We start from the raw sequence: 23,745 nt of genomic DNA, 5'->3' as shown, positions 1-23,745 counted from the left end.
CCACTTGACATCGGGCGTCAGGCGTGGGTTTCTCCGCCCCACAGCGCGCCGCGCCGGACGCGGTCGGCCTCGGCGTGCGCGTCGGCGACGACCTGCGCGAGCCCGCTCCCTGCCACCCAGGCGCCGACGACGGCCACCCCGGGCGCCTTCGCGACGGCGGCGCGCGCAGCGGCCGCACGCTGCCGCTGGCCGCGGGCGGACACCGGCGGGACGAGCGTGAAGCGGTCGCGGTGCGCGGCCACGATGCGCTCGACGGGCACGCCGAGAAGAGTGGATGCCTCCCCCGCGGCCAGCACGAAGGCGTCGGTGTCGGCCAGGCCGGCGGTGGCGGGCGAGGCGTCCGGACCGCCGAAGGCCACCCGCAGCACGTGGCGCCCGGTTCCGGCGTCGCGGGCGAGCCACTCCCACCGCGCTGTCTCGTGCACGAGGCCGGTCGCGCGACCCGAGCCGGGGACGGCGTGGACATGCGCGCCGCGCGGCGCGGCGTCGAGCGCGGGCGCGTCCACGACGAGCGTCACGACCTCTCGCGAGATGCCCGCAGGCACGACGGCGCCGAACGCGGAGTCTGCGACCACGGGGCCGAGCACCGCGCGCGCCGCCGCCTCGTCGGTCGCGACGATCACGGCGTCGGCGGCGAGCCCGGTGGGCGCGGGGTCGGCCGCCTGCGGTCCCGCACCCTGACCGTCCGTTCCCTGCGCCTGTCGAAAGGCGGTCTCGGACGTTTCGACGGGCTCAGCGACCGCGAGAGTCACGGTCCACGCCTCGCCATCGCGCACGAGACCGGTCACGGACGCGCCGGTGTGGACCACGGCGCCGCGCTCGACGAGGCTCGCGTGCAGCGCGGCGACGAGCTGCGGCATCCCCCCGTCCAGTCCCTCGATGGCGGCGCCCGGGGCGTCGGTGAGCAGGTCGGCGACGGCGCCGCCGAGCGAGCCGGTGCGCGTGAGGGCGGGGTTGAGGCCGGGGGCGACGACCTCGACGTCGACGTCGTCGGGAGCCAGACCGAACCGGTCGACGCTGAGCGGGGCGACCAGGCGGTCGCGCACCTTGTCGCCCATGCGGCCGGCGACGAGGCGGCCCAGGCTCCGCTCGGAGCCGATCGTGAGCGGAGGTCGCAGGCGGTCGAGGTAGGCGCGCCAGGTGCCGCCCCACCCGATGATGCGACGGACGCCCTCGTCCCACGGGTTCGCAGGGATGCCCAGCAGCGTGTCGTGCGGCAACGGGGCGGCGGCGCCCTTGGGGAGCCCCGCGATCCACGCACTGTCGTCGCGCGGACGCACGACGACGGCATCCGGCAGCACTTCGTCGACGAGGCGCCGCACGGCTCCGCCGCGCGTCGACCAGCAGGTCGCGCCCACGTCCAGCCGCAGGCCCGACGTCTCGGCCGTGCCGATCATGCCGCCGAGGCGAGGGGATGCCTCCACCACCGTGACGGCCATGCCGACCTTGGCGCATTCCCAGGCCGCGACGAGCCCGGCGATGCCGCCGCCGACGACCACGACCCGGGTCTCGCGGGCGTGGGAGACGAGCTCCTGGAACGGTTCGGCGGGGACGGTCACGGCATCCATCCTCGCATCGCCGTGCTGGGTGCTCCCCGGGTCGCGGCGCCTGACCCAGGTCGGGTTCGGTGCCCCCGCGTACACGCTTCGTCTCGCTGGCGCTCGCTCAGCGACCGGTGATCGCGTGGGTGCGCGGCCCTGACCGCGCGAACTTCGAACCCGGGGTCAGTGGCCTTGGCGCTGCTCGCGGGCCTCGGCGCGCGTGCGGGGAGCGTGTGGCTCGTCTGCGTCGGTCGCCGGGACGGCGGCGGTGGCGGCATCCATCGCCCCTCCGGTCACCGAGGTGACGCGGCCGTCGTGCAGCTCGATGACCCGGTCGGCCCGCTGCACGAGGAGCGGGTCGTGGGTCGGGACGACAGCGGCGAGGCCCTGCGAGTGCACGAGGTCGCCGATGAGGTCCATGACGGTCGCGGCGGTGCGCGAGTCGAGCTGGCCCGTCGGCTCGTCGGCGATCAGCACGTGCGGGCGCGCGGCGATCGCACGGGCGATGCCGACGCGCTGCTGCTGGCCGCCCGACAGCTCGGTCGGCCGCTGCGCGGCGTGGTCGGCGAGGCCTACGAGCTTCAGCGCCTCGGCCACGCGCGCGTCGCGCTCGGCGGGCGGCGTCTTGGCGATGCGCAGCGGCAGCTCGACGTTCTCGGCCGCCGACAGGATCGGGATGAGCCCGAACGACTGGAAGACGAAGCCCAGCCGTTCGCGCCGCAGGGCGGCGAGGGCGTCCTCGTCGAGCGCGGTGGCCTCGACGTCGCCGATCCACACGGTGCCGGACGTCGGGGTGTCCAGACCGCCGAGCAGGTTGAGCAGCGTCGTCTTGCCCGCGCCGGAGGCACCGCGCACCACGACGAGCTCGCCCGCGGCCACCTCGATGTCGATGTCGACGCACGCGTGCACGTCGCCCGCGGCCGATGAGAACGTGCGGCTGAGCTTCTCGCCGCGCAGTGCGAGGGTCATGCGAGGTCCTCCGGGTCGGGTGCGGGAGCGGATGCCGCGGCCCGAGGTTCGTGCGGCGCTTCGACGGGCTCAGCGACCGGGTTCTCGGCGTCGGCGACCGGGGCGTTCGCGTCGGCGACCGGGGCGTTCGCGTCGGCACCCGGGTCGGGGGCCTGCTGGCCGGGCCACACGCCGACATGGTCGGGTTCGAGGGCGAGGCGCACGCGTTCGCGCAGGTCGAGGGCGGTGACGAACTCGTCGGGCAGCTGCAGGCGGCCCACCCGGTCGAGCACGGCGTACTCCTCGGCGACGTGCTGCTCGGCGCCGTGCTCGTCGACCCGCGTCGAGCGCAGCACCTCGGTCGAGGTGCGGCCGTCGCGGATCTGCACGGTGCGGGCGACGTGCTCCGACACCCCGGGATCGTGGGTGACGATCAAGGTCGTCACGCCCAGCTCACGGTTGACCGAGCGCATCGCCTCGAGGACGTGCGCGCTGGCGGTGTCGTCGAGCTCGCCGGTGGGCTCGTCGGCCAGCAGCACCCGCGGCTCGTTCGCGATGCCGACGGCGATCGCGACGCGCTGCTGCTCGCCGCCCGACATCTCGCCGGGGCGGCGCTCGGCACAGTGCGACACCTCGAGCAGGTCGAGCAGGTCCGCGACGCGCGCCTGACGCGCGGCGGCGCCCTTCACCCGACCCGGGATCGCGAGGGCGGCCGCGATGTTCTCACTCGCCGACAGATACGGCAGGAGGTTGCGCGAGGTCTGCTGCCACACGAAGCCGACGCTGTGCCGGCGGAAGACCACGCGCTCCTTCTCGGTCATCGTGAGGAGGTCGTGCCCCGCGACCCACGCGACGCCCGCGGTGGGCTGGTCGAGGCTCGACAGGATCGAGAGCAGGGTGGACTTGCCCGAACCGGACGCGCCGACGACGGCGACCAGTTCGCCCGGGTCGATGCGCAGGTTGAGCCCCTGCAGCGCCTGCACCTCGACGCCCGGGCCGCCGGCCGAGGCGACCTTGAAGATGCGCACGAGGTCGAGGCACAGGATGTCGGCGTCGGGTGCGCCGACGCGCACAGGTGCCGCGGAACCGCCCCGCGCGGGGGTGGGAGCCTGCGTGTCCGCCATGGTCCTATCCTTCCTCCACGGTGCGCAGAGCGCCCGCGGCACGGATGCGCCGCGACACGAACAGCGCGATCGCGGTGAGCAGCACGGCGAGCGCGAGGAACCCGCCGAGGGTGAGCAGCAGGATGCCGGGGTCGACCTGGTAGGCCGGCGCCACCGACGATCCGGTGAACGGCCGCAGGTCGACGGCCGCCAGCACGACGAGCGGCACGACGAGCCCGAACAGCGTGCCGGCGACGACCGCGGCGACGGCGGGCGGTCCGATCTCCCACAGCGCGAGCGAGGTCGCGGCCCGCCGCGGGGCGCCGAGGGTGCGCAGCAGCGCCAGCACGCGGGCACGAGGGCCGGCGGCGAGCGCGAGCGTCATGACGATCGCGAGGGCGCTGAGGAGCGCCGCGATGGCGGTGGCCGCCAGCAGCGCCCAGCGCACGCCCTGGACGGCGGGACCGGACTGGATGTCGGCGGCGATCTCCGTCGCCGTGGCCAGGCGGACCCCGTCGCCCAGGATCGCGCGGAGATCGTCCTCGACGGCGACAGGGCTCACTCCCGCGTCGAGGCGCACGAGCAGGGTGCGGTCGCTGGGGTCGCGACCGAGGACGTCCTGCGCGTACGACGAATCGATGGTGACCCAGTTCTCGCGCACGCCGGTGGGCACGGGTCCTCGGCTGACGCCCGCGACCTGGGCTTCCACGCCGCCGACGTCGATCTTCTCGGTGTCGCCGATCAGGTCGGCGGTGGCTGCCGCGACGAGGATCGGCATCGGTCCGTCAGAGGGTTCGAGCGACACCCCGGGAGGCAGCATCCCGGGTCCGTCTCCCTGCACCTCACGCAGGTCCGCGGCGTCGACGACGAACACCGAGGTGGCGCGCTTGACGCCGTCGATGTCGATCGTCGCCGGGTCGGCACCCGAGATGCCCGTCGCGGCGTCGACACCGTCGACCGCCTCGACGCGGTCGAGCTGCTCGCGCGTGAACGTGCCGCCGGTGACGCGCACGTCGGCGCCCACCTGTGCGCGTGCAGCGTCGGTGATGCCGCTCTGCAGCGCGGAGAGGAGGATGCCGGACGACACGGCCACCGAGACGCCCACGACGAGCGCGAGCACGGGGGTGAGCCCGATCGACGGCTCGCGCAGCGCCCGCGCCGCGCCGAGGAAGGCGTCGGCTCCCGCGGACGCGCGGGCGCGGGCGAGCACCGCGCGCAGCGGCAGCGGGTACAGCCGCAGCGTGATGAGGCACGCGACAAGGGCGAGCAGCAGCGGCGTGGCGGCGATCAGCAGGTCGACGCCGTCGCTGTACCCGCGGATGAACAGCAGCACGAGGGCGACGGCGGCGAGTCCGGTGACGACGCCCTCCGTGATGAGCCGCAGCCGCGACCCCCGCATGCCGAGGTCGGCGCGGGTCTGCCGCTCGGCGGCCGAGGGGGCGAGCGCCACGAGGATCGCGATCGGGGCGAGGGCGAGGAGCACCGCCGGCACGAAGCCGGCGACGGTCGGCGCGGCGCCGAACAGCAGCGCGCCGAGCACGACCACGGCGACGGCGCCGATCAGGGCGGGCACGGCGCCTGCGATCGCACCCTCGACGGCGAGGAGCCGCCGCAGCTGCCCGGTGGAGGCTCCGCGCGCCGACAGCAGGCGCAGGCTGGGACGGCGGCCTTCGAGGATGAGCCGGCAGCCGAGCACCAGCACGGCGACCGCCACCCCGACCGGACCGGCGACGAGCATCGCGATGACCGCGGCCGTCGAGGCCTCCTGCGCGAGGGCGAGCTCGATCTCGCCGGTGATGTCGGCGTCGAAGCGCAGGCTCAGGATGCCGGGCCCGCCGTCGGAGGTCGCGATGGTGTGCGACACCGCCGTCAGGCGGTTCAGCGTGGCGACCGTCTGCTCGGCGTCGTCACGGCTGATCGCATCGGCATCGGTCGGGTACCAGACGAGCGTCGAGTACGCGGCGTCGAGTCCTGTCGCCACGAGCGAGGCCGGGTGGGCGTAGGCGGTGCCGGTCAGCTTGCGCGGGCCGTTGCCGTCGTCGAACACCTTGGGGGTCAGCACGGACGGGACGTGCTGCCAGTAGTCGCCGTCCGCGTCGACCGGTTCGAACACCCCCACGAGCTCGATCTCGATCGGGTTGGTGGGCAGTCCGATCGTGTGCACGTCGCCCACCGACCAGTCCAGCTCGGCGGCCGTGTCGGTCGACAGCACGACCTCGATGCGGTTGAGCACGTTCACCGCGGGCTCTTCGCCGGGTTCGGGCTCGATCCGGGGGAACCGGGATGCCGCGGCCTCCGGTATCCGTCCCTCGACGATCCGGATCTCGTCCTCGTAGTCCGGGTCGAAGGCGAGGGTCAGCGCCTGCGTCCGCGGCGACTCGAGCACGTCGTCGTCGCTGTGGAGGGTGACCATGCGCGCCGGCCCGAGGATGCCGGGCAGCGGCGCGTCGGCGCTCTCGCGGATGGATTCGACGGACGCCCGGAACGGGCCCCACACCTCGTCGGTCGAGTACGGCCCCTCGGCACCCGAGATGTCGGCGCCGGTCTGCGGCAGCTGGGGGAAGCCCGTGTTCTCGGACACGACGTCGCGGGCGGTCGGCGGCAGACCGTCGAGGCGGTCGCGCAGCGCGGCATCCCCCACGATCCCGAGAGCGATGGGCGCTGCCGTCGCCAGCACCGTCAGCACCAGCACGAGCGTCGCGACGATGCCCGAGCCGCCCGCACGCGAGCGCAGGTGGTGCGCGACGAGGGCGCCGGTGGTCACGCGGCGGGTCATCGCGCCTCCTCCCCCACCGTCGCGGTGCGGGCGGCGCGACGCACACCCGCGGCGGCCGCGGCGACGATCGCCGCGAGGCCGACGACGAGCGCCGCGACCGCGATGCCCAGTGGCAGCCACGAGATGTGGAGGCCGCCGGCGATCGACAGGATGCCGGGGGTCACGGCGTGCACGAGCGGCGGCACGATCAGCACCGAGACCAGAACCCCTGCGGCGGCGCCGAGCACGACGGCGGCACCGAACACGCCGCCGAGCTCGGCCGCGCGCATACGTGCCTGGCGGCGCGCGGTGACGCCGGCGGCGCGCAGCACGCCGAGCTCGCGGCGCCGGGCGATCGCGAGGGTCTGGACGATGGCGAGGGCGGCCACGAGCGACAGCACGGCCGAGCCGACCGTCGCGATCCACCAGCCGGGGACGAGTGCGCCGACGACACTCTCGGTGACGCCCGGCGCCGAGGTCGCCACGGGCCGGTCCCCGAGCGCAGCGCTCAACGCGTCGTCGGCGTCGGTGTCGCCGGCCGCCCACACCGAGTCGGGCGTCACGATCGAGGTGCCGCGCTGCAGCTGCGAGGTGAGGAGGGTCTCCATGGGCACGAACAGCGCGAGCGGTGCCGATGTGCCGGGCACGGCGTCCACGAGCGCGGCGACGACGGCGGCGCCGCGGCGGCCGGCACCGGCGTACCGGAACTCGAGCTGGTCGCCGACGCCGAGGCCGAGGCGCTCGGCGAGCGCGGTGGTCACCGCGGCCGACACGGGCGTCTCGGCCCCTTCGTCGGCGCCGTCGGCGAGCCACAGCACCGCTTCACGCGTGCCGTCCGTCAGTTCGGCGCCGCCCTCGAGGTCGAGCTCGGCGCCGCCGACGGCCTCCACAGAGGTGAGGACCGCCGACACCTGCGGCGGCGCCGGGCTCGGCGGAGTGCCGAGCAGCAGCGCCAGCAGGCGCCACGGCGCGGTGCCGGTCGGCAGGTCCGCCTCCGCGGTGTACGTCACGGACCCCTGCCCCGCGGGCGCGGCGTCGCCGGCCAGGTTCACGACCGCGGGCGTGCCCGTCGCGTCGAGCAGCACGGCCGCGAGCTGCACCGGGACCACGGTCGCCCCGTCGATCCCGGCGATCTCGACCGTCACGCGCACGCCGGTCGCGGCATCCCCGAGGTCCACCGGGTCGGTCGTGACGGTGCCGTCGGCCGTCGCGGCGAGCGCCGCGGTGTCGATGAGGCCGCCCGCCGTCGTCACGACGGTGTCGAGCGATGTGCCCGGTGCGGCGACGAGCTGCGCGTCGAGCTCTCCCACCTCGACGTCGGTCGCGAGGGCGCCGGCGGCGGCGACGATGCCCGGCACGGCCGCCGCGCCGGCGACCTCGGCGGGCGTGACCGGCTGGGGCGTCGTGTCGACGCGCAGATCGGCGCCGGCGCGGACGGCGGCGGAATCGGTGGTCATGGCGGTCCAGGTGGCGCCGTACGAGGCGGTGAACACGGCCTGCGCGACGGTCAGCGCGACCAGCAGCACGGCGACCGCGAAGATCGGGAGGCGGCGGGCGACCTGGCGCGCCGGGTAGCCCGGTTCGAGAGCGGGGGTGGATGCCGCCGGCCGCGCCCACGCGACGGCCCCGGCCCCGAACACGGCCAGCGCGACGACCGCACCTGCCGACAGCACGACGGCCGGGGCGACGGCGACGATCGGGTCGAAGCCCGCGCCGCGTGCGAGGGGGAGCTGCCACACGACGAGACCCGTCGCGAGCAGCAGCACGCCGACGACGGCGGCCGTGGTGGCACGCGTGGCGCGCGCCGATGGGCGGCGGCCTTCGCCGCGGCGCAGCGCGACGGCGAACACGGCGGTGAGCAGCACCGCGAGCGCGAGCGCCCACGGCCACGGCGCGAGGCCGGCGAGCGGTCCGGCGCCGACGAGGGCGGCAGCCGCGGCGGCGACCAAGAGTCCGACCGCGGTGCCCGCGAGCGCGACGGCGGCTCCTTCGGCGGCATCGCTCGTCCAGGCCTGCGCCCGCGAGAACCCGCGCGCCCGGATGGTGGCGGTCTCGTGCTCGCGCGCGGCAGCGATCAGGCGGGCGAGCTGCGCGACCGCGGTGCCGGCGAGCAGCGCGACGAGCACGACGAGCGCGGGCGCCGCCGAGGCGAGCGCGGCGGCTCCCGCGGCGACCTCGTCGGCCACGTCCGCGGCGTCGACGCCCGGGGGCGGCGGATCCCCGGCGACCGCGACGGCGTGCCCGAGCCACGCCAGCACGAGGCACACGGTGGCCACGGCGACCGCGACGGTGGCGGCCGCGCTGGCGAGCAGTCCCGCACGCGCCGACGACCGCCGAAGGAGAAGGCGAACGGCCGATGCCACGGGCGGCAACCCGGGCGCGGAACGATCGGGCATCAGGCTCGGTCCTCCGCGGGGGGTCGGGTGGGCGACGTGAGCTGCGTCGTCGTCGCACGTGTCTGCACCGGGCGGACCCCGGCGCACGTCCTGCCAACCTAACCCGACAAGCGCATTCCCGCACTCGAAGGCCCCGGGCCTCCGGCGCCCAGGCGCTCCCGTACGGCCCGTCGACGGTGGGAGACTGGGGCCATGGCCCTTCACATCACCGGAGACACCGCCGCCGACGCCCTGCTCACCGACGACCCGCTCGCCCTCCTCATCGGCATGCTGCTCGACCAGCAGGTCGCCATGGAGACGGCGTTCGCCGGTCCGCTCAAGATCTCGGAGCGCGCCGGAACCCTGGATGCCGGCGGCCTCGCGGGCTACGACCCCGACGCGTTCGCCGAGCTGTTCAAGGCGACGCCCGCCGTCCACCGCTTCCCCGGATCGATGGCGGCCCGCGTGCAGTCGCTGTGCGGCGCTGTCGAGCAGGACTGGGGAGGCGACGCGTCCGCGATCTGGACGCAGGGCGCCCCCGACGGCGCCACGGTGCTCAAGCGACTGAAGGCGCTCCCCGGGTTCGGTGAGCAGAAGGCGAAGATCTTCCTCGCCCTGCTGGGCAAGCAGTACGGGTACACCGGCGCGGGCTGGCGGGAGGCATCCGCCCCCTATGGCGAGGACGGATCGTTCCGCAGCGTCGCCGACATCGTGTCGCCGGACTCGCTGGCGAAGGTGCGCGAGCACAAGCGCGCCATGAAGGCCGCGGCCAAGGGCTGAGGGCATGAACGCCGAGGTCGACGAGTTCCTGGCCGGTGTCACCCCCGCGCTGCGACGCCGCGACGCCTACACGCTGCTGGACCTGATGCATCGCGTGACCGGCGAGGAGCCCGTGCTGCAGCATCCCGGCATGGTCGGGTTCGGGCGGTACCACTACGAGTACGCGTCGGGGCGCTCGGGCGACGCGGCCGCCGCGGGCTTCGCGCCCCGCAAGACCGCGACCGTCGTGTACCTGTCCGACGGGACGGCGGCCCACGCGGACGCGCTGTCGCGGCTCGGCCCGCACACGTCGGGGGTGGGATGCCTCTACCTCAAGAACCTCGACGACATCGACCTCGCCGTGCTCGAGGATGTCGTGCGCTCCTCGTACGCGACCCTGACCGCCGGCATCTTCGGGCAGCGCGCCCGCGACGGCGCGGAGGGCTGACGCCGCCCCCTCCGGACGCGGAGCGCGCACCGGCGAGACGAAGCGCGCGCACGAGCCGGCGATCACCCGGACGCTGAGCGAGCGCCAGCGAGACGAAGCGCATGCACGAGCCGGCTTCGCACCGCCACCTCCGGGGCCCACGCGATCACCCGGACGCTGAGCGAGCGCCAGCGAGACGAAGCGCGTGCACGATCAGCTTCGGCCGCGGTGCCGGACGCTCCAACCGGGCAGCTCGTCGTAGCGCCCGTCGATGAGCAGCTGCTTCTTCGCGCGGCTCCAGCCCTGGATCCGCTTCTCCCAGCCGAACGCGTCCGAGATCCGCTCGAACTCGCTGCACCAGATGAGCTCCACAGGCAGCCGCTCGCGCGTGTACTGCGCGCCTTCGCCGGCCTGATGCTGGGCGAGACGTCGTTCCAGGTCGAACGTGCTGCCGGTGTAGTACGTGCCGTCCGCGCACTGGAGCATGTAGACGAAGGGCATGGGCAGGACACTATGCGTCTCCCGCGACAGGCCTCTTCCGTTGTCCACAGGCTGCGCTTCGTCTCGCTCGTACCTCGCTCGCTCAGCGTCCGGAGGCCCGAGTCGCCCGGGTCGCGCTTCGTCTCGCTCGTACCTCGCTCGCTCAGCGTCCGGAAGCCCGAGTCGCTCGGGTCGCGCTTCGTCTCGCTCGTACCTCGCTCGCTCAGCGTCCGGGCCCACACGACCACCCGGACGCAGAGCGAGCGCCAGCGAGACGAAGCGCGTGCACGGGCCAAGCCCGGCCCACCCCCGATCCACGCGACCACCCGGACGCTGAGCGAGCGCCAGCGAGACGAAGCGCGTGCACGAGCCGGCTTCGCACCGCCACGTCCGGGGCCCACGCGACCACCCGGACGCTGAGCGAGCGCCAGCGAGACGAAGCGCGTGCACGGGCCAGGCCCGGCCCGCCCCCGATCCACGCGATCACCCGGACGCTGAGCGAGCGCCGGCGAGACGAAGCGCGGGCGACGAGACCGGCCCGGAAGCCGGTCACGGAACGGGGCGCGCTCTAAGGTGGAGCGCGTGCGACTGCGGTTCTTCGGCGGCCTCTCGATCGCCGACGGCGACCGGGCCCTCGACGTGCGCGGGCGCGGGCAGGAGGCGCTGCTGTTCCGGCTCGCCCTCGACGCCGGCACGGCCGTCGCGTACCGCGCGCTGGCCGAGGACGTGTGGCCCGACGACCCGCCAGAGGATCCGCGGGCGTCGCTGCAGTCGCTCGCGTCGCGGCTGCGCCGCGCGCTGCCCGACGGCGCACTCGAGGCGGTGCCCGGGGGCTACCGGCTCGCCGTCGACCGCGACGACGTCGACCTCGCCCGCTTCACCGACCTCGTCGAGCGCGCACGCCGCGCCGAAGACGCGGGCGCCGCGGCCGCCGATGCGCGTGCCGCGCTCGACCTGTGGATCGGCGACCCGTGGACGCCGGGCGACGGCTTCGACTGGGTCGTGCGGGACCTGCTGGAGGATCGCGCGCACGCCGAGCGACTGGCATCCACCGTCCCCCCGCCGTCGGGCGACGGCCCGGCGCCCGGCGTGGCCGCCGTCCCCGCCGCGCTCACGCCGCTCATCGGCCGACAGCGCGAACTGGCGCTGATCGACGGACAGCTGCAGGGCGAGCGCCTCGTCACGCTCATCGGTCCGGGCGGCGCCGGTAAGACCACGCTGGCGTTCGAGACCGCGCGCCGGCGCCCCGCATCGATCGTCGTCGAGCTCGCACCGGCGGCACCGGGCGAGGTGTGGGCGGCCGTCGCCGGCGCCGTGGGACGCAGCATCCGCGTCGGCGAGCTGATGACGGCCACCGCACGCGAGCGTGTCCTCGAGGCGCTGACCGGCCGCACCGCGCTCATCGTGCTCGACAACTGCGAGCACGTGTCGGCGGAGGCCGCCGTCGTCGCCCTCGAGCTGCTGCGCGGAGCCCCCGGCACGCGCATCCTCGCGACCAGCCGCGAACCGCTCGGGCTGGCCGGCGAGGGGTTCGTCGACCTCGGCCCGCTCCCCTCCGACGACGCCCGCGAGCTGTTCGCGCGCCGCGTGCGCGCGGCGCGCGGCACCCCGCCCGCGCCCGAGGACGAAGAGGCGGTCGCACGCATCGTGACGCGGCTCGACGGCCTGCCCCTCGCGCTCGAGCTCGCCGCGGCGAAGGCGCGCACGCTGACGATCGGCGAGATCGACTCCGGGCTCGACGACCGCTTCGCGCTGCTGGCGACCGGCCCGCGTGCGATCGAGGCACGCCATCAGACGCTCCGCGCGCTCATCGACTGGAGCTGGGAGACGCTGACGGATGCCGAGCGCACCGCGCTGCTGTCGGCCGCGGTGTTCCCCGACGGCGTCGGGGCCGCCGACGTGCCAGTCGTCGCGGCGGCCTTCGGCGTCGATCCTGGAGCGTTCGAGGCGCTCGTCGACAAGTCGCTGCTGCACCGCGCGGACCGCCGCCTGCGCATGCTCGAGACGGTGCGCGAGTACGGCATCGACCGCCTGCGTGTCGAAGGTCGCGAGGCGGCGTTCCGCGGCATCCAAGCGCGTGCCATGGCGCAGCTCGCCGCCCGGGAGGACGCCCGGTTGCGCGGCCCGGCCGTGCGCGACGGACTGGCCTGGTTCGACGCCGACGACGAGAACCTCAGCGCCGCGCTGCGCACGTGCGCCGAACAGCCGGACCTGGAGGACGTCGGCCTGCGGCTCGTCCGCGCGAGCCTGTGGACGTGGCTGATGCGTGAGCGGTTCGAGGAGCTCGCGGGCGGCATCACACGGTTCTTCGATGTCGCCGGCGCGCTCGACTCCGAGCCCGCCGTCGTGGTTCGCGGCGTCGGGCTGCTCGCCCGCGCCTTCGACATCAGCCGGCGCGAGACCGACCGCCTCGCACCGGCCGCGGCGGGCGAGGCGCGGCAGGGCGACCGGATCTCGGACACCGGCACCTCCCGCGCCGCCCTGGACCTCCTCGAGCGCGAGTCGCCCGCCGTCATCGAGGCCGCGGCGGTGCACCGCAGCGAGCTGTCGGCGGTCATCGGCCCGCTGCTGCGTGGCGTCGCCGCGACCGCGCGCGACACCCCGCCCGGCCGACCCTGGCCCCGCACCACGGTGATCGACGACACCGGGCTCACCGACGCGCCCGAGTGGTCGTGGGCGTTCGTCAGCATGATGCGCTCGGCGATCGCGCAGAACAGCGGTGACACGGTCACGCTCGGCGTCGAGAGCGAGCGGGCGCTCGAGACCTTCCTGCGGCTCGGCGACGTGTGGGGCACCGCGTTCGCGAGCCAGATGCGCTCGGAGTGGCTGCAGCTGGCCGGACGCCTCGAGGAGGCGCTGGAGGTGGCCGACACCTCGACGGAGGCGCTGACCGGGCTCACCTCGACTGCGGACCTCGTGCAGCAGCGGGCGCAGAGCATCGGCTTGCTCCTGCGGCTCGGCCGCGTCGACGAGGCTCGCACCCGCCTCGAGCAGATCGCCCGGCTCGCGCGCGACAAGGAGTCGCCGCAGGGCATCGCGCAGGCGGACATGAGCGCGGCGACCATCGAGATCGCCGTCGGCGACGGTGCGGCCGCCCTGCGTCACCTCGACGAGGTCGACTCCGACGCGGTGCCGTCCTTCCCCGACCAGCTCGTGGCGTGGGCGCGGTCCAAGCGGGCGCAGGCTCTCGTGCTGCTGGGGCGGAACGACGAAGCCGCGGACGCGCTCCGGTCGGCGCTGCCGGCAGCCGTCGACAGCGCCGACCACCCCATCGTGTCGGATGTGGCCATCTCGCTCGCAGGCTGGCTGGCGGCCGAGGGACGCGAAGCCGACGCAGCGCGCGCCCTCGCCGCGGCCGCACGCATCCGCGGCGGCGTCGACGCGCAGGAGCCCTTCCTGCGGGTGCTGCGGGAGCGCCTCGGCACGAGCGCGCTCGACTTCGCCGCCGCGGCCGCCGCTGACGCGACCGACGCGGCCGCCGGCACAGTGGGCGCGGACGATCCCGCGGCCCGCGCCGAGGCCGACGTCGCCGAGCTGACCGCGCTGCTCGGCTGACCCCCGCACACGCCGGAGGGCCGAGGCGGATCGGAATCCGCCCCGGCCCTCCGGAGGTGCCGCGGGTCGCGGCGGGGCGTCACGCCTTGCGCATGTAGGCGCGCACCGTGAGGGGCGCGAACACCGCGACGATGATCGCGGCGCCGAGCAGCGCGACGAAGACGTCACCGGTCACCACGCCGTCGTTGACGAGCGAGCGCACGGCGGTCACCAGGTGCGAGACCGGGTTGACGTTCACGAACCACTGCAGCCAGTCGGGCATGGTGTCGGCGGGCACGAAGGCGTTCGACAGGAACGTGAGCGGGAACAGGATGAGCATCGAGATGCCCTGCACGCTCGACGCGGTGCGCGCGATGACGCCGAAGAACGCGAAGATCCAGCTCATCGCCCACGAGCACGCGATCACGAGCAGGCCGGCCACGACCACGCCGCCGAGCCCGCCGCCCGGGCGGAAGCCCATGATGAAGCCCATCACGAAGGTGATCGTCGTGGCGATCGTGTAGCGCAGGGTGTCGGCCAGCAGTGCTCCCGACAGCGGCGCGATGCGCGCGATCGGCAGCGACCGGAACCGGTCGAACACCCCTTTGTCCATGTCTTCGCGCAGCTGCACGCCGGTCACGACCGAGGTCGTGATGACCGTCTGCACGAGGATGCCGGGGATGATGATCGGCAGGTAGCTCGCGACGTCGCCGGCGATCGCTCCGCCGAAGATGTACGTGAACATCAGCGTGAAGATGATCGGCTGCACCGTCACGTCGATGAGCTGCTCCGGTGTGCGACGGATCTTCAGGATGCCGCGCCAGGCCATGGTGAGCGTGTTCTGCACCGTGAGCGCGAGGCTCGTGCGGTTCGAGAGCCGCCGGTCCGAGACCGGCACGATGGGGGTCGCGATGGCGGTCATGCGCGGACTCCTTGCAGGTCGTCGGCCGTCGCGTGGGCGGCCTCGTCGTCGTCCGGCACGCCTTTGCCGGTCAGGGTGAGGAACACCTCGTCGAGCGTCGGCTGCTGGACGCTCAGCTCTTCGAGGTGCAGGTCGGCCTCGCGGAACGCGACGAGCAGGTCGGCGACGCGGTCGGGGTCGCTCATCGGCACGGTGAGGCGCGCGGCCTCGGGCGACACGATCGCGGCGGCGCCCAGGACGCGGGCGATCTCGCGCTGCGCCTCGGCGATGTCGGAGCCCGCGCGCAGGCGCAGCAGCAGCGACGCCTGGCCGACGGAGGCCTTGAGCTCGAGCGCCGTGCCCTCGGCGACCACGGTGCCGCGGTCGATGACGGCGATGCGGTCGGCGAGCTGGTCGGCCTCGTCGAGGTACTGCGTGGTCAGCACCACCGTCGACCCGGTGGCGACGAGCCGGCGGATCGTGTCCCACATCTGCCCGCGGGTGCGGGGGTCGAGGCCCGTCGTCGGCTCGTCGAGGAAGATGAGCGGCGGCTGGGCGATGAGGGATGCCGCGAGGTCGAGGCGGCGGCGCATGCCACCGGAGAACTTCGCGAGCGGCCGGGTCGCGGCCTCGGTGAGCGAGAACTCCTCGAGCAGCTCGGCGGCCTTGCGCTTCGCGTCGATGCGCGAGAGCCCGAGCAGGCGGGCGAAGATGACGAGGTTCTCGGTAGCGGACAGCGTCTCGTCGACGGACGCGAACTGCCCGGTGAGGCCGATCAGCTGGCGCACGATCTGCGGGTCGCGTGCGACGTCGTAGCCGAAGATCTCGGCACGTCCGGCGTCGGGTCGCAGCAGTGTCGACAGCATGCTGATGGTGGTGGTCTTGCCCGCGCCGTTGGGCCCGAGCACGCCGTAGACGGTGCCGGCCTCGACGGTCAGATCGACGCCGTCGACCGCGCGGTTGCTGCCGAAGGTCTTGACGAGCCCCTCGGCGCGGACCGCGGGGATGCGGGATGCGGAACTGGTGATGGTCATGTCGTCCAGAGTGCTCCGGAGCCGCTGTCGTCCCGCTGTCGCGGCGTCCGTGCCGCTGTCGTCCCACTGTCACGCCGCTGTCAGGCCGTGGCCGCCGCTGCCGGATGGGATTCGCGCGTCCGCGTCATGAAACCGGACAGCGTGCGTCCTGCACGGTGTAAGCGCATGTCGGCGGACCCGAAACCCACGACGTGCACCGATTCGAGGGCGCCCCTACCCGAGGGCGCCGCTGGGGGCAGTTCCATGCACGTTGCTTTCGCGCGCCCGCGCGCTTTCACCCCTACCGAGCGGGCCGGTGCCGGCCGCGGTCGGCGCCTGCTCACGGCGGCACTGGCCACCGTGCTGCTGGTGGCTCCGGCATCCATCGTCGCGGGGGTCGCGATGGACGCCGCACCCGCCGCCGCGGCCGAGGTGACGATCCCGCTCGAGGAGGACGTGCAGACCCGCATGACCTCGCACACCGGCTGGGACGGCTCGACGGCCGCGAACCCGAGCACCGGCGACTGCGTGCGCTACGGCTCCGCGGCCGACGGTGTCACGACCGGCCCGATCGCCAACCCGGGCGGCTCGGCCGGCACCGACGCGGCCGCCTGGTCGGACGGCGCGACCGGGTGGGTCTCGTACGACGACACCGCGTACTCCGCCCACGGGCGCGGCGGCTCGGATTGCAGCACTCAACTCGACCTGTCGTCGCAGAGCGCCGTGGGCTTCTCGCCCGCATCGATCGCCTCGGTCCAGACGGGCATCGCCTTCAACCTCGGCCGCATGGTGCACCGCAACAACCCCGTGTACACGACGAACCAGTGGTTCCGCGGCGACATGGACGTGCGCCTGCTCGGCCTCGACCTGTCGTACGCGTGGCAGCTGCACGAGACGCCGAATCAGGCGAATCCGCCGGAGAACCCTGCGAACAACGACGTGCTCGAGTTCGTCAGCACCGTCAGCGAGCACTCGTTCGAGGGTCCCGACGGCAACCGCTACACGCTCGTCGTGAGCGGCTTCGCGTCGCCCCGGGGCGATGGCACGTGCGCCGCGACGCTCGCCGATCCGGGCGAGGCCATCAACCGCTTCGAGACCGTCGAGCGCACGTCGACCTATGGATGCCTCTACGGCGAGATCCAGCAGGTCCGGAGCCTCACCGTGGTCAAGGCCGCGGCCGCGGCCCACTCGGCGCCGGACGCGATCCCGTCGTTCGGCTTCACGACCGACACCGCGACGCCGGGCTCGGCGTGGACCGACGACTTCGCGCTCGCCCCGACCGGCGTCGGCGCCGAGGGCGCGGCATCCGTCACGCGTGACGTCGTGGTGGGCGAGACCCTGACGATCGCCGAGGACCCGACCGCCGGGCCGTGGTCGTTCACGAGCCTCGTGTGCGTCGACGGCACCGGCGCCGTGCTGCCTCTCACGTCGGGCGGGCAGATCCGGATCGCCGGCGACCTGGCGGCGTCGGATGCCGCAGCCGCCCCGATCACCTGCACGTACACGAACACGTACGACCCCCGGGGCGACCTCGTGATCGCCAAGACCGTGACGCCGCGCGACGGCACCCCCGCCGCCGGGTTCACGGGCGGTGACACGCGCTCGTTCGACATCGCCTACGCGTGCACGCTCGACGGCACGACGGTCGCCCACGGCACCGCGCCGGTCACGACGAGCACGCCGGCGACCGTGACGGGCCTGCCCGCCGGCGCCGAGTGCGCGGTCACCGGTGAGGACGTCTCGGCTGCGACGGGCGACTTCGCCGACGACACCTTCGCGTGGGACGGCTACACGGTGTCGGCCGCGGCCGTCGTCGTGACGACGGACGCCGCTGCGACGCTGACCGTCGACAACCGCTTCGTGCGCGACGAGCCCGCGCCGACGCCCACGCCGACCCCGACGCCGCCCACCGAGACCACGCCTCCGGTGACCCCGCCCGTGACTCCGCCGGGTGACTCGACACCGCCGGCACCGCCGACGGCCGACGGCCCGACCGGCGGACTCGCCCTGACCGGAGCCGGACCGGTGCTGCCGTTCGCGCTCACCGGCGCGGGCCTCATGGCCGCGGGCGCGCTGGTCGCGCTGCTGCTGCGCCGACGCAAGGCGCAGGACTGAGACCGCGGGCGCGGTCGGGGGTCGTTCCCCAATTCCAGCCGGCCGCGCCCGCTTCCTGCGAAGGACAGTGGATGCCGCGACCCATCGGGTCGCGGCATCCACTGTTTCCGCCTGCTGACCTGGGATGTCGAGTTGTCCACAGTCGTCCGACGGGCGGGCCCGGGCACCCACTAGGGTGGGGGGACCCGCCCCTGTCCCCCCGACACGGAGACACCATGCTGCCTTTCCTCATCGTCGGAGGCGTCGGCCTCGCCGTGCTGCTGATCTCGCTCCTGATCGGCGACATCTTCGACCACTTCGACATCGGCGACGGCGCCATCTCCGGCACCGCGCTCGGCATCGCCGCCGTCGTGTTCGGCGCGTCCGGCGTCATCACCTACACCGCCGGCCTCGACACCGTGTGGGCGTATGTGCTCGCCGCGGTGCTCGCGGTGGTCGCCTACCTGGTCGCGGTGCTGTTCGTGAAGCGGCTCACCAAGAGCTCGGACGGCGTCCCGGCGTCCGCCCTCGGGCTCTCGGGCGTCTCGCGCTCCGACATCACCCCCGCCGGCGGCGAGGTGAGCCTCGACGGCCCGTCCGAGGTCGAGCGCCGCCTCGCCTACTCCGACGCACCCATCGCCGAGGGCGTCCGCGTCCGCGTGATCGAGCACGCGGGCACCCGCGTCAAGGTCGTCGCCGAGTAGCGGCATCCCCTCGCCCCCTCCCCGCCACACGCCTGCCAGACACGAAGGAACCCATGCTCGACTCGACCCTCATCCAGGTCATCGCGATCGTCGCCCTGATCGTCGCGGTGCTCGGCCTCATCACCTTCATCGCCCGCCGCATCCGCCGCGTGCCCCCGAACGAGGCTCTCGTCATCGTCGGCCGCGGCGCCGGCAAGCCCGCCCCCGGCGAGTCCGGCTCCGGCCAGCGCGTCGTCATCGGCGGGCGCACGTTCGTGTGGCCGATCCTGCAGCAGGGCTTCTCGATCTCGCTCGAGCAGCGCCAGATCGGCATCACCGTGGAGGGCGTCGACAAGAACCGCATCAAGATCGCGATCAAGGCGTCGATCAACTTCAAGGTGTCGGGCACCGAGGACGGCGTGCGCCGTGCCGCCCAGCGCTTCCTCTCGCAGCAGGGCGCGCTCACCGACATCATCAAGGAATCGCTCGAGGGGTCGCTCCGCTCCATCGTCGGCGACATGACGATCGAGCAGATCATCTCCGACCGCAAGAGCCTGTCGGACCGCGTGGTCGCCGAGACGAAGACCGACCTCGTCGAGCAGGGCCTCCAGGTCGACCTGCTCAACATCAGCGACATCTCCACGCCCGGCAGCGACTACCTCGCCAACCTCGGTCGCGCCGAGGCCGCGCGCGCCCGTCAGGTCGCCGAGATCAGCGAGGCCGAGGCATCCCGCGCCAGCGAGTTCGCGCGCATCGAGGCAGCCGAGCAGATCGCCGAGCGCCAGAAGGCCCTCGCCCTCAAGCAGGCGGGCATCAAGGCCGAGACCGATCGCGCCAATGCCGAGGCACAGGCTTCGGGCCAGCTCGCGACCGCCGAGCAGGACAAGCTCGTGGCGGTGCAGGAGCGCGAGGCGCTCACCGAGCAGGCGCTCGTGACGCAGGAGCGTCTCGACATCGAGGTCCGCAAGCCGGCCGAGGCGCAGGCCTACGCCGAGGTACAGCGGGCGACCGCGCTGCGCGACGCCGCCAACGCGGCGACGGAGGCGGACGCGTTCAAGCGCACGCGCATCGCCGAGGCCAACAAGGTCGCCGCCGTGCAGGACGCCGAGGCGTCGGCCACGGCCGTGCGCGTCGCCGGTGAGGCCGAGCGCGACAAGCAGGTGGCGCTGGCCGCCGGTATCAAGGCCGAGGGCGAGGCACGCGCCTCCGCGATCCAGGCCGAGGGTCTGGCCGAGGCCGCCGCGACCGACGCCAAGGCGCTCGCGCTGCAGAAGTACGGCGAGGCCGCCCTGGCGCAGGAGATCATCTCGCGCCTGCCCGAGATCGTGCGAGCGGCCGCCGAGCCGATCGCCTCGATCGACAAGCTCACGGTCGTCTCGACCGACGGCGCGTCCGAGATGACCAAGACCGTCGGCAAGGTGCTGAGCGAGGGCACCGAGGTCGTCAAGGGCCTCACCGGCCTCGACCTCAACTCGATCCTGCAGGCGTACGCCATCAAGTCCGCCGGGCCGGAGGCCGCTGCAGCGCTCAACGCCGCGAGCGCGGGCGCGAAGGCCGCCGCCAAGGACGCCGCCGCAGCGGTCGGCAGAATCGGCTGACACGCGGCTTCGACGGAGCGCTCGGCCCCCGGGGCCGGGCGCCCCGTCGTTCCTCGACCGCGCGTCCGACCCGGGCTCCTACCGCAGCACCCGGCCGCTGACCGCGAGCGTCAGCCGCCGCGGCATGACCCGCGCCGCCCACGCGCTGAACGCGTTCGCCCGCCCCGACACCACGCTCGGCGGCACGTCGTCACGGTCGAGCCGGCGCAGCGTGAGCTCGACGACCTGCGCCGGGAGCTGGAAGCGCCCGACCGCCGCGTCGGCACCGGTGATGTCGAAGAACTCGGTGCGCGTCGCCCCGGGGCTCACCGCGATGACGCCGAGCCCGCTGCCCTTCGTCTCGTATGCGAGCGCTTCGGTGAAGCTCAGCACGAACGCCTTGGTCGCGCCGTAGACGGCCATGTTCGGGCACGGCTGGTATGCACCGGTGCTCGCGATGCCCACGAGCACACCGCGCCCGTCGGCGGCCATCTCCGGCAGGAGCTCCCGCGTGATCGCGACCAGCGCGGCGACGTTGACCTGCACCATCTCGCCGATCCTCGCGGGGTCGGCCTCGGCGAAGGCGCCCTTCATGCCGAAGCCGGCGTTGTTGACCAGGCTCTGCACGCGGGTTCCCCGCGCATCGAGCTCTCGTCGCAGCACGGCGGCGGCATCCGCACGCGTCAGGTCGAGGGCGATGGGCGTCGCACGCACGCCGTGCTCGCGGGCCAGTCTCTCCGCGAGGTCGCGCAGGCGGTCCTCACGGCGGGCGACGAGGACGACGTCGGCTCCGCGCCGGGCGAGCTGCGTCGCGTACTCGACGCCGAGTCCGGCGCTCGCGCCGGTGATGAGTGCGGTGGTGCCGCGATAGTCCCTGGCCATGAGGTCAGGGTAGGCACCCGTCGCCGCGACGGGAACTCCCCCCGAGAACAGTGGATGCCGCGACCCGGGGGTCGCGGCATCCACTCGTTCAGGCGTCGGGCGCCGACGGGGTCACGCGCCGCGCAGGCGCTCCGCCAGGTAGGCGTGCAGGCCCTCGAGCGGCACGCGCTCCTGGCCCATCGTGTCGCGGTCACGGACGGTGACGGCACGGTCGTCGAGCGAGTCGAAGTCGACCGTGATGCAGAACGGCGTGCCGATCTCGTCCTGGCGGCGATAGCGACGGCCGATCGCACCGGCGTCGTCGAAGTCGATGTTCCAGTCGCCGCGGAGGCTCTCGGCCACCTCGCGGGCGATCGGCGACAGCTGCTCGTTGCGGCTGAGCGGCAGGACGGCCGCCTTGACCGGTGCGAGGCGCGGATCGAGCTTGAGCACCGTACGGGTGTCGGTGCCGCCCTTCGCGTTCGGCGCCTCCTCCTCGTGGTACGCGTCGACGAGGAACGCCATCATGGCGCGCGTGAGACCGAACGACGGCTCGATGACATACGGGGTGTACTTCTCGCCCGACGCCTGGTCGAAGTAGGTGAGGCTCTGGCCGGACGCCTCGGTGTGGCTGCTCAGGTCGTAGTCGGTGCGGTTGGCGACGCCCATCAGTTCGCCCCACTCCTTGCCCGCGAACCCGAAGCGGTACTCGACGTCGATCGTGCCGTCCGAGTAGTGCGCGCGATCCTCTTCGGGCACGTCGAACCGACGCATGTTGTCGGGGTCGATGCCGAGGCCCACGAACCAGTCCCAGCACTCGTCCACCCAGTGCTCGAACCACTCCTGCGCGTCGGCCGGAGGAACGAAGTACTCGATCTCCATCTGCTCGAACTCGCGCGTGCGGAAGATGAAGTTTCCGGGCGTGATCTCGTTGCGGAACGCCTTGCCGACCTGGCCGATGCCGAACGGCGGCTTCTTGCGGCTGGCGGTGAGCACGTTCGAGAAGTTCACGAAGATGCCCTGCGCGGTCTCGGGGCGCAGGTAGTACAGGCCCGACTCGTCGTCGACGACGCCGAGATAGGTCTTCACGAGGCCCGAGAACGCCTTGGGCTCGGTGTACTGCCCCTTGGTGCCGCAGTTCGGGCACGGCACGTCGGCCAGACCGTTCTCGGCCTTGCGGCCCTTGCGCGCCTCGAAGTCCTCGATGAGGTTGTCGGCGCGGAAGCGCTTGTGGCACTGCAGGCACTCCACCAGCGGGTCGGTGAAGGTCGCGACGTGCCCGGAGGCCTCCCACACGCGCTTGGGCAGGATGATCGACGAGTCGAGGCCGACCATGTCGCCGCGGCCGCGCACGAACGTCTGCCACCACTGGCGACGGATGTTCTCCTTGAGCTCCGTGCCGAGGGGCCCGTAGTCCCACGCCGACCGGGATCCGCCGTAGATCTCACCCGCTTGGAACACGAACCCGCGGTGACGGGCGAGGGCGATGACTTTGTCGAGGCGAGACTGCTCGGCCACGGTGGCTCCAATGGTCGGGAAGGGGGATGCACGAGTGTGCGGACGCCGGGGAATCCGGCATCCGTCGATTCTAGTCGCCCCCACCCGGCACCCCGACGGCCGGGTGCGGATCGCACACCCCGTTCAGCTCGCGGGCCGACCGGCCTAGCCTGAAGCAGCGAGGGGAGGCCGCGTGGGCGGGATCGGAGGCATGCGCACGGCGTGGCGGCGGGCAGCGGCGCTCGCGACGGCCGCGGTCTGTGTCGCCTGCCTTGCCGGCTGCACGGGCGGTGCCGCGCAGGACGACGCCCTGTACACGTCGGCACGGCAGCAGAACCTGCTGTTCCGGCAGACCGTCGCCACCGTCCTGACGCACCTGTACGACGGCGACTGGCAGGTGCAGGAGTACGGCGACGCCCCCGTCTCCTGCGGCGACGGCTACGGCTTCGAGCTGGGTCGCACCACGCCCGAGGGGTGGACGCTCGACGGTGACGCGCAGGTCGACGCGCCGACCCTCGGGCATCGCGTCGCACGCTGGCTCACCGATCGGGGCTGGACGGCTCGGGATGCCGCCGCCGACGCGGAGGGCACCGTCGAGGTGCACGCATCGGTCGAGGGCTTCGGGATCGCGACCCTCACGATCGAGATCCGCGATGGTGAGGCATCCGCCGACGCGATCGGCGTGCGCGCGACGACCACGTGCTTCGCGGGCGACGCCGACGAGCTGATGGCCGTCCTGTACCCGGGCTGGCCGGACGATCCGGTCGCGCACGATCCGCTCCCGGCGTCCGAGCCGCCGGGCGCGGTGCCCGTCTTCGGCTTCACCGAGGACGGGCACCCGCGCTGAGGCTCGACCTCAGCTGAGGAACTTGATGGTCAGCGGGTAGGTGTACCACTCGCCGCGGTTCGCCTTCACGGCCGCGATGATGCTGAACACGATGTTGAGCACGTACGCCGCGATCAGGATGAAGATGCCGATGACCACGATGCTGAGGATGCTGCCGACGATGTAGGCGATGAGCAGCGTGAGCTGGAAGTTCAGCGCCGTGGCGGTGTGGGCGCGCACGAAGGGTCCGCGGTCCTTGAGGACGAGGTAGCCGATCAGCGCGGGCAGCGGCCCGAAGAACAGGCCGCCCACGTGGACGAGCGTCGCCCACAGCTTCTCATCGGCGGGACTCATCGGCTGCGGCTGCGGCG

The 23,745-nt window shown here is 73.7% G+C and carries 18 protein-coding genes; 7 read left to right on the top strand and 11 right to left on the bottom strand.

All coding sequences use genetic code 11. The annotated features are described in order from the left end of the window. Positions 1–17: 17 nt before the first annotated feature. The 5 genes from ACFWJ8_RS06295 to ACFWJ8_RS06275 form a co-directional block, all read right to left on the bottom strand. Positions 18–1,568 carry a protoporphyrinogen/coproporphyrinogen oxidase gene (locus tag ACFWJ8_RS06295; RefSeq protein ID WP_378809918.1) on the bottom strand — a complete coding sequence of 517 codons (1,551 nt, stop codon included), beginning with the start codon at positions 1,566–1,568 and terminating at the stop codon, positions 18–20. Positions 1,569–1,724: 156 nt separating this feature from the next. Then, entirely contained in the window at positions 1,725–2,510 is a 786-nt protein-coding gene (locus ACFWJ8_RS06290; protein WP_378809917.1) for an ABC transporter ATP-binding protein, read from the bottom strand. Beyond that, positions 2,507–3,613: an ABC transporter ATP-binding protein gene (locus tag ACFWJ8_RS06285; RefSeq protein ID WP_378809915.1), complete on the bottom strand. Its 1,107-nt coding sequence runs from the start codon at positions 3,611–3,613 to the stop codon at positions 2,507–2,509. The genes ACFWJ8_RS06290 and ACFWJ8_RS06285 overlap by 4 nt, the downstream gene beginning before the upstream one ends. A gap of 4 nt (positions 3,614–3,617) precedes the next feature. Continuing rightward, positions 3,618–6,368 carry an FtsX-like permease family protein gene (locus ACFWJ8_RS06280; protein WP_378809913.1) on the bottom strand — a complete coding sequence of 917 codons (2,751 nt, stop codon included), beginning with the start codon at positions 6,366–6,368 and terminating at the stop codon, positions 3,618–3,620. Next, positions 6,365–8,743, bottom strand: coding sequence for an FtsX-like permease family protein (locus tag ACFWJ8_RS06275; protein ID WP_378809912.1), 2,379 nt, complete (start codon positions 8,741–8,743; stop codon positions 6,365–6,367). The genes ACFWJ8_RS06280 and ACFWJ8_RS06275 overlap by 4 nt, the downstream gene beginning before the upstream one ends. A 192-nt stretch (positions 8,744–8,935) precedes the next feature. Between ACFWJ8_RS06275 and ACFWJ8_RS06270 the strand changes: the two genes are divergently transcribed. Beyond that, positions 8,936–9,502: an HhH-GPD-type base excision DNA repair protein gene (locus ACFWJ8_RS06270; protein WP_378809911.1), complete on the top strand. Its 567-nt coding sequence runs from the start codon at positions 8,936–8,938 to the stop codon at positions 9,500–9,502. Positions 9,503–9,506: 4 nt separating this feature from the next. Beyond that, positions 9,507–9,929 (top strand): DUF1801 domain-containing protein, encoded by a 423-nt coding sequence (locus ACFWJ8_RS06265; RefSeq protein ID WP_378809909.1) that lies wholly within the window; start codon positions 9,507–9,509, stop codon positions 9,927–9,929. Between the two features lie 192 nt (positions 9,930–10,121). Here ACFWJ8_RS06265 and ACFWJ8_RS06260 read toward each other — a convergent pair whose 3' ends face one another. Next, positions 10,122–10,409 (bottom strand): GIY-YIG nuclease family protein, encoded by a 288-nt coding sequence (locus ACFWJ8_RS06260; RefSeq protein WP_378809908.1) that lies wholly within the window; start codon positions 10,407–10,409, stop codon positions 10,122–10,124. 561 nt (positions 10,410–10,970) lie between these two features. Between ACFWJ8_RS06260 and ACFWJ8_RS06255 the strand changes: the two genes are divergently transcribed. Continuing rightward, positions 10,971–13,943: an ATP-binding protein gene (locus ACFWJ8_RS06255; RefSeq protein WP_378809906.1), complete on the top strand. Its 2,973-nt coding sequence runs from the start codon at positions 10,971–10,973 to the stop codon at positions 13,941–13,943. Between the two features lie 79 nt (positions 13,944–14,022). Here ACFWJ8_RS06255 and ACFWJ8_RS06250 read toward each other — a convergent pair whose 3' ends face one another. Continuing rightward, positions 14,023–14,844, bottom strand: a complete 822-nt coding sequence (locus ACFWJ8_RS06250) for an ABC transporter permease (protein ID WP_378809904.1) — start codon at positions 14,842–14,844, stop codon at positions 14,023–14,025. Then, positions 14,841–15,857, bottom strand: coding sequence for an ATP-binding cassette domain-containing protein (locus ACFWJ8_RS06245; RefSeq protein WP_378809902.1), 1,017 nt, complete (start codon positions 15,855–15,857; stop codon positions 14,841–14,843). The genes ACFWJ8_RS06250 and ACFWJ8_RS06245 overlap by 4 nt, the downstream gene beginning before the upstream one ends. 243 nt (positions 15,858–16,100) lie before the next feature. Here ACFWJ8_RS06245 and ACFWJ8_RS06240 point away from each other — a divergent pair, with 243 nt between their 5' ends. The 3 genes from ACFWJ8_RS06240 (at position 16,101) to ACFWJ8_RS06230 (ending at position 20,211) form a co-directional block, all read left to right on the top strand. Further along, positions 16,101–17,951, top strand: a complete 1,851-nt coding sequence (locus tag ACFWJ8_RS06240) for a choice-of-anchor K domain-containing protein (protein WP_378809901.1) — start codon at positions 16,101–16,103, stop codon at positions 17,949–17,951. 215 nt (positions 17,952–18,166) lie between these two features. After that, complete coding sequence (locus ACFWJ8_RS06235) at positions 18,167–18,634, top strand: NfeD family protein (protein WP_378809900.1); 468 nt, start codon at positions 18,167–18,169, stop codon at positions 18,632–18,634. Between the two features lie 53 nt (positions 18,635–18,687). After that, the gene (locus tag ACFWJ8_RS06230) at positions 18,688–20,211 is read left to right on the top strand and encodes a flotillin family protein (RefSeq protein ID WP_378809899.1); all 1,524 of its coding nucleotides are present in this window, start codon (positions 18,688–18,690) and stop codon (positions 20,209–20,211) included. Positions 20,212–20,289: 78 nt separating this feature from the next. Here the strand turns inward: ACFWJ8_RS06230 and ACFWJ8_RS06225 are convergent, their stop codons facing one another. Both ACFWJ8_RS06225 and ACFWJ8_RS06220 read right to left on the bottom strand, forming a co-directional pair. Beyond that, positions 20,290–21,072 (bottom strand): SDR family NAD(P)-dependent oxidoreductase, encoded by a 783-nt coding sequence (locus ACFWJ8_RS06225; protein WP_378809897.1) that lies wholly within the window; start codon positions 21,070–21,072, stop codon positions 20,290–20,292. Between the two features lie 111 nt (positions 21,073–21,183). After that, the gene (locus tag ACFWJ8_RS06220) at positions 21,184–22,569 is read right to left on the bottom strand and encodes a glycine--tRNA ligase (protein ID WP_378809895.1); all 1,386 of its coding nucleotides are present in this window, start codon (positions 22,567–22,569) and stop codon (positions 21,184–21,186) included. Positions 22,570–22,741: 172 nt separating this feature from the next. Between ACFWJ8_RS06220 and ACFWJ8_RS06215 the strand changes: the two genes are divergently transcribed. Next, entirely contained in the window at positions 22,742–23,395 is a 654-nt protein-coding gene (locus ACFWJ8_RS06215) for a hypothetical protein (RefSeq protein WP_378809894.1), read from the top strand. A gap of 9 nt (positions 23,396–23,404) precedes the next feature. Here the strand turns inward: ACFWJ8_RS06215 and ACFWJ8_RS06210 are convergent, their stop codons facing one another. Next, a complete protein-coding gene (locus tag ACFWJ8_RS06210; protein ID WP_378810089.1) occupies positions 23,405–23,728 on the bottom strand; it encodes a DUF4870 domain-containing protein in 324 nt (107 codons plus the stop codon). Between the last annotated feature and the right edge of the window lie 17 nt (positions 23,729–23,745).

Source organism: Microbacterium sp. NPDC058389, from assembly GCF_042722305.1.
Lineage (GTDB): Bacteria > Actinomycetota > Actinomycetes > Actinomycetales > Microbacteriaceae > Microbacterium.
This window is presented reverse-complemented; position numbering and strand designations above follow the sequence as displayed.

What these genes read in the sequence shown, in the direction of transcription:
- ACFWJ8_RS06280 (WP_378809913.1), bottom strand. Translation starts at nt 6,368, where the DNA reads ATGACCCGCCGCGTGACCACCGGCGCCCTCGTCGCGCACCACCTGCGC.
- ACFWJ8_RS06230 (WP_378809899.1), top strand. Translation starts at nt 18,688, where the DNA reads ATGCTCGACTCGACCCTCATCCAGGTCATCGCGATCGTCGCCCTGATC.
- ACFWJ8_RS06265 (WP_378809909.1), top strand. Translation starts at nt 9,507, where the DNA reads ATGAACGCCGAGGTCGACGAGTTCCTGGCCGGTGTCACCCCCGCGCTG.
- ACFWJ8_RS06245 (WP_378809902.1), bottom strand. Translation starts at nt 15,857, where the DNA reads ATGACCATCACCAGTTCCGCATCCCGCATCCCCGCGGTCCGCGCCGAG.
- ACFWJ8_RS06210 (WP_378810089.1), bottom strand. Translation starts at nt 23,728, where the DNA reads ATGAGTCCCGCCGATGAGAAGCTGTGGGCGACGCTCGTCCACGTGGGC.
- ACFWJ8_RS06290 (WP_378809917.1), bottom strand. Translation starts at nt 2,510, where the DNA reads ATGACCCTCGCACTGCGCGGCGAGAAGCTCAGCCGCACGTTCTCATCG.
- ACFWJ8_RS06225 (WP_378809897.1), bottom strand. Translation starts at nt 21,072, where the DNA reads ATGGCCAGGGACTATCGCGGCACCACCGCACTCATCACCGGCGCGAGC.
- ACFWJ8_RS06260 (WP_378809908.1), bottom strand. Translation starts at nt 10,409, where the DNA reads ATGCCCTTCGTCTACATGCTCCAGTGCGCGGACGGCACGTACTACACC.
- ACFWJ8_RS06250 (WP_378809904.1), bottom strand. Translation starts at nt 14,844, where the DNA reads ATGACCGCCATCGCGACCCCCATCGTGCCGGTCTCGGACCGGCGGCTC.
- ACFWJ8_RS06240 (WP_378809901.1), top strand. Translation starts at nt 16,101, where the DNA reads ATGCACGTTGCTTTCGCGCGCCCGCGCGCTTTCACCCCTACCGAGCGG.
- ACFWJ8_RS06295 (WP_378809918.1), bottom strand. Translation starts at nt 1,568, where the DNA reads ATGGATGCCGTGACCGTCCCCGCCGAACCGTTCCAGGAGCTCGTCTCC.
- ACFWJ8_RS06275 (WP_378809912.1), bottom strand. Translation starts at nt 8,743, where the DNA reads ATGCCCGATCGTTCCGCGCCCGGGTTGCCGCCCGTGGCATCGGCCGTT.
- ACFWJ8_RS06270 (WP_378809911.1), top strand. Translation starts at nt 8,936, where the DNA reads ATGGCCCTTCACATCACCGGAGACACCGCCGCCGACGCCCTGCTCACC.
- ACFWJ8_RS06235 (WP_378809900.1), top strand. Translation starts at nt 18,167, where the DNA reads ATGCTGCCTTTCCTCATCGTCGGAGGCGTCGGCCTCGCCGTGCTGCTG.
- ACFWJ8_RS06285 (WP_378809915.1), bottom strand. Translation starts at nt 3,613, where the DNA reads ATGGCGGACACGCAGGCTCCCACCCCCGCGCGGGGCGGTTCCGCGGCA.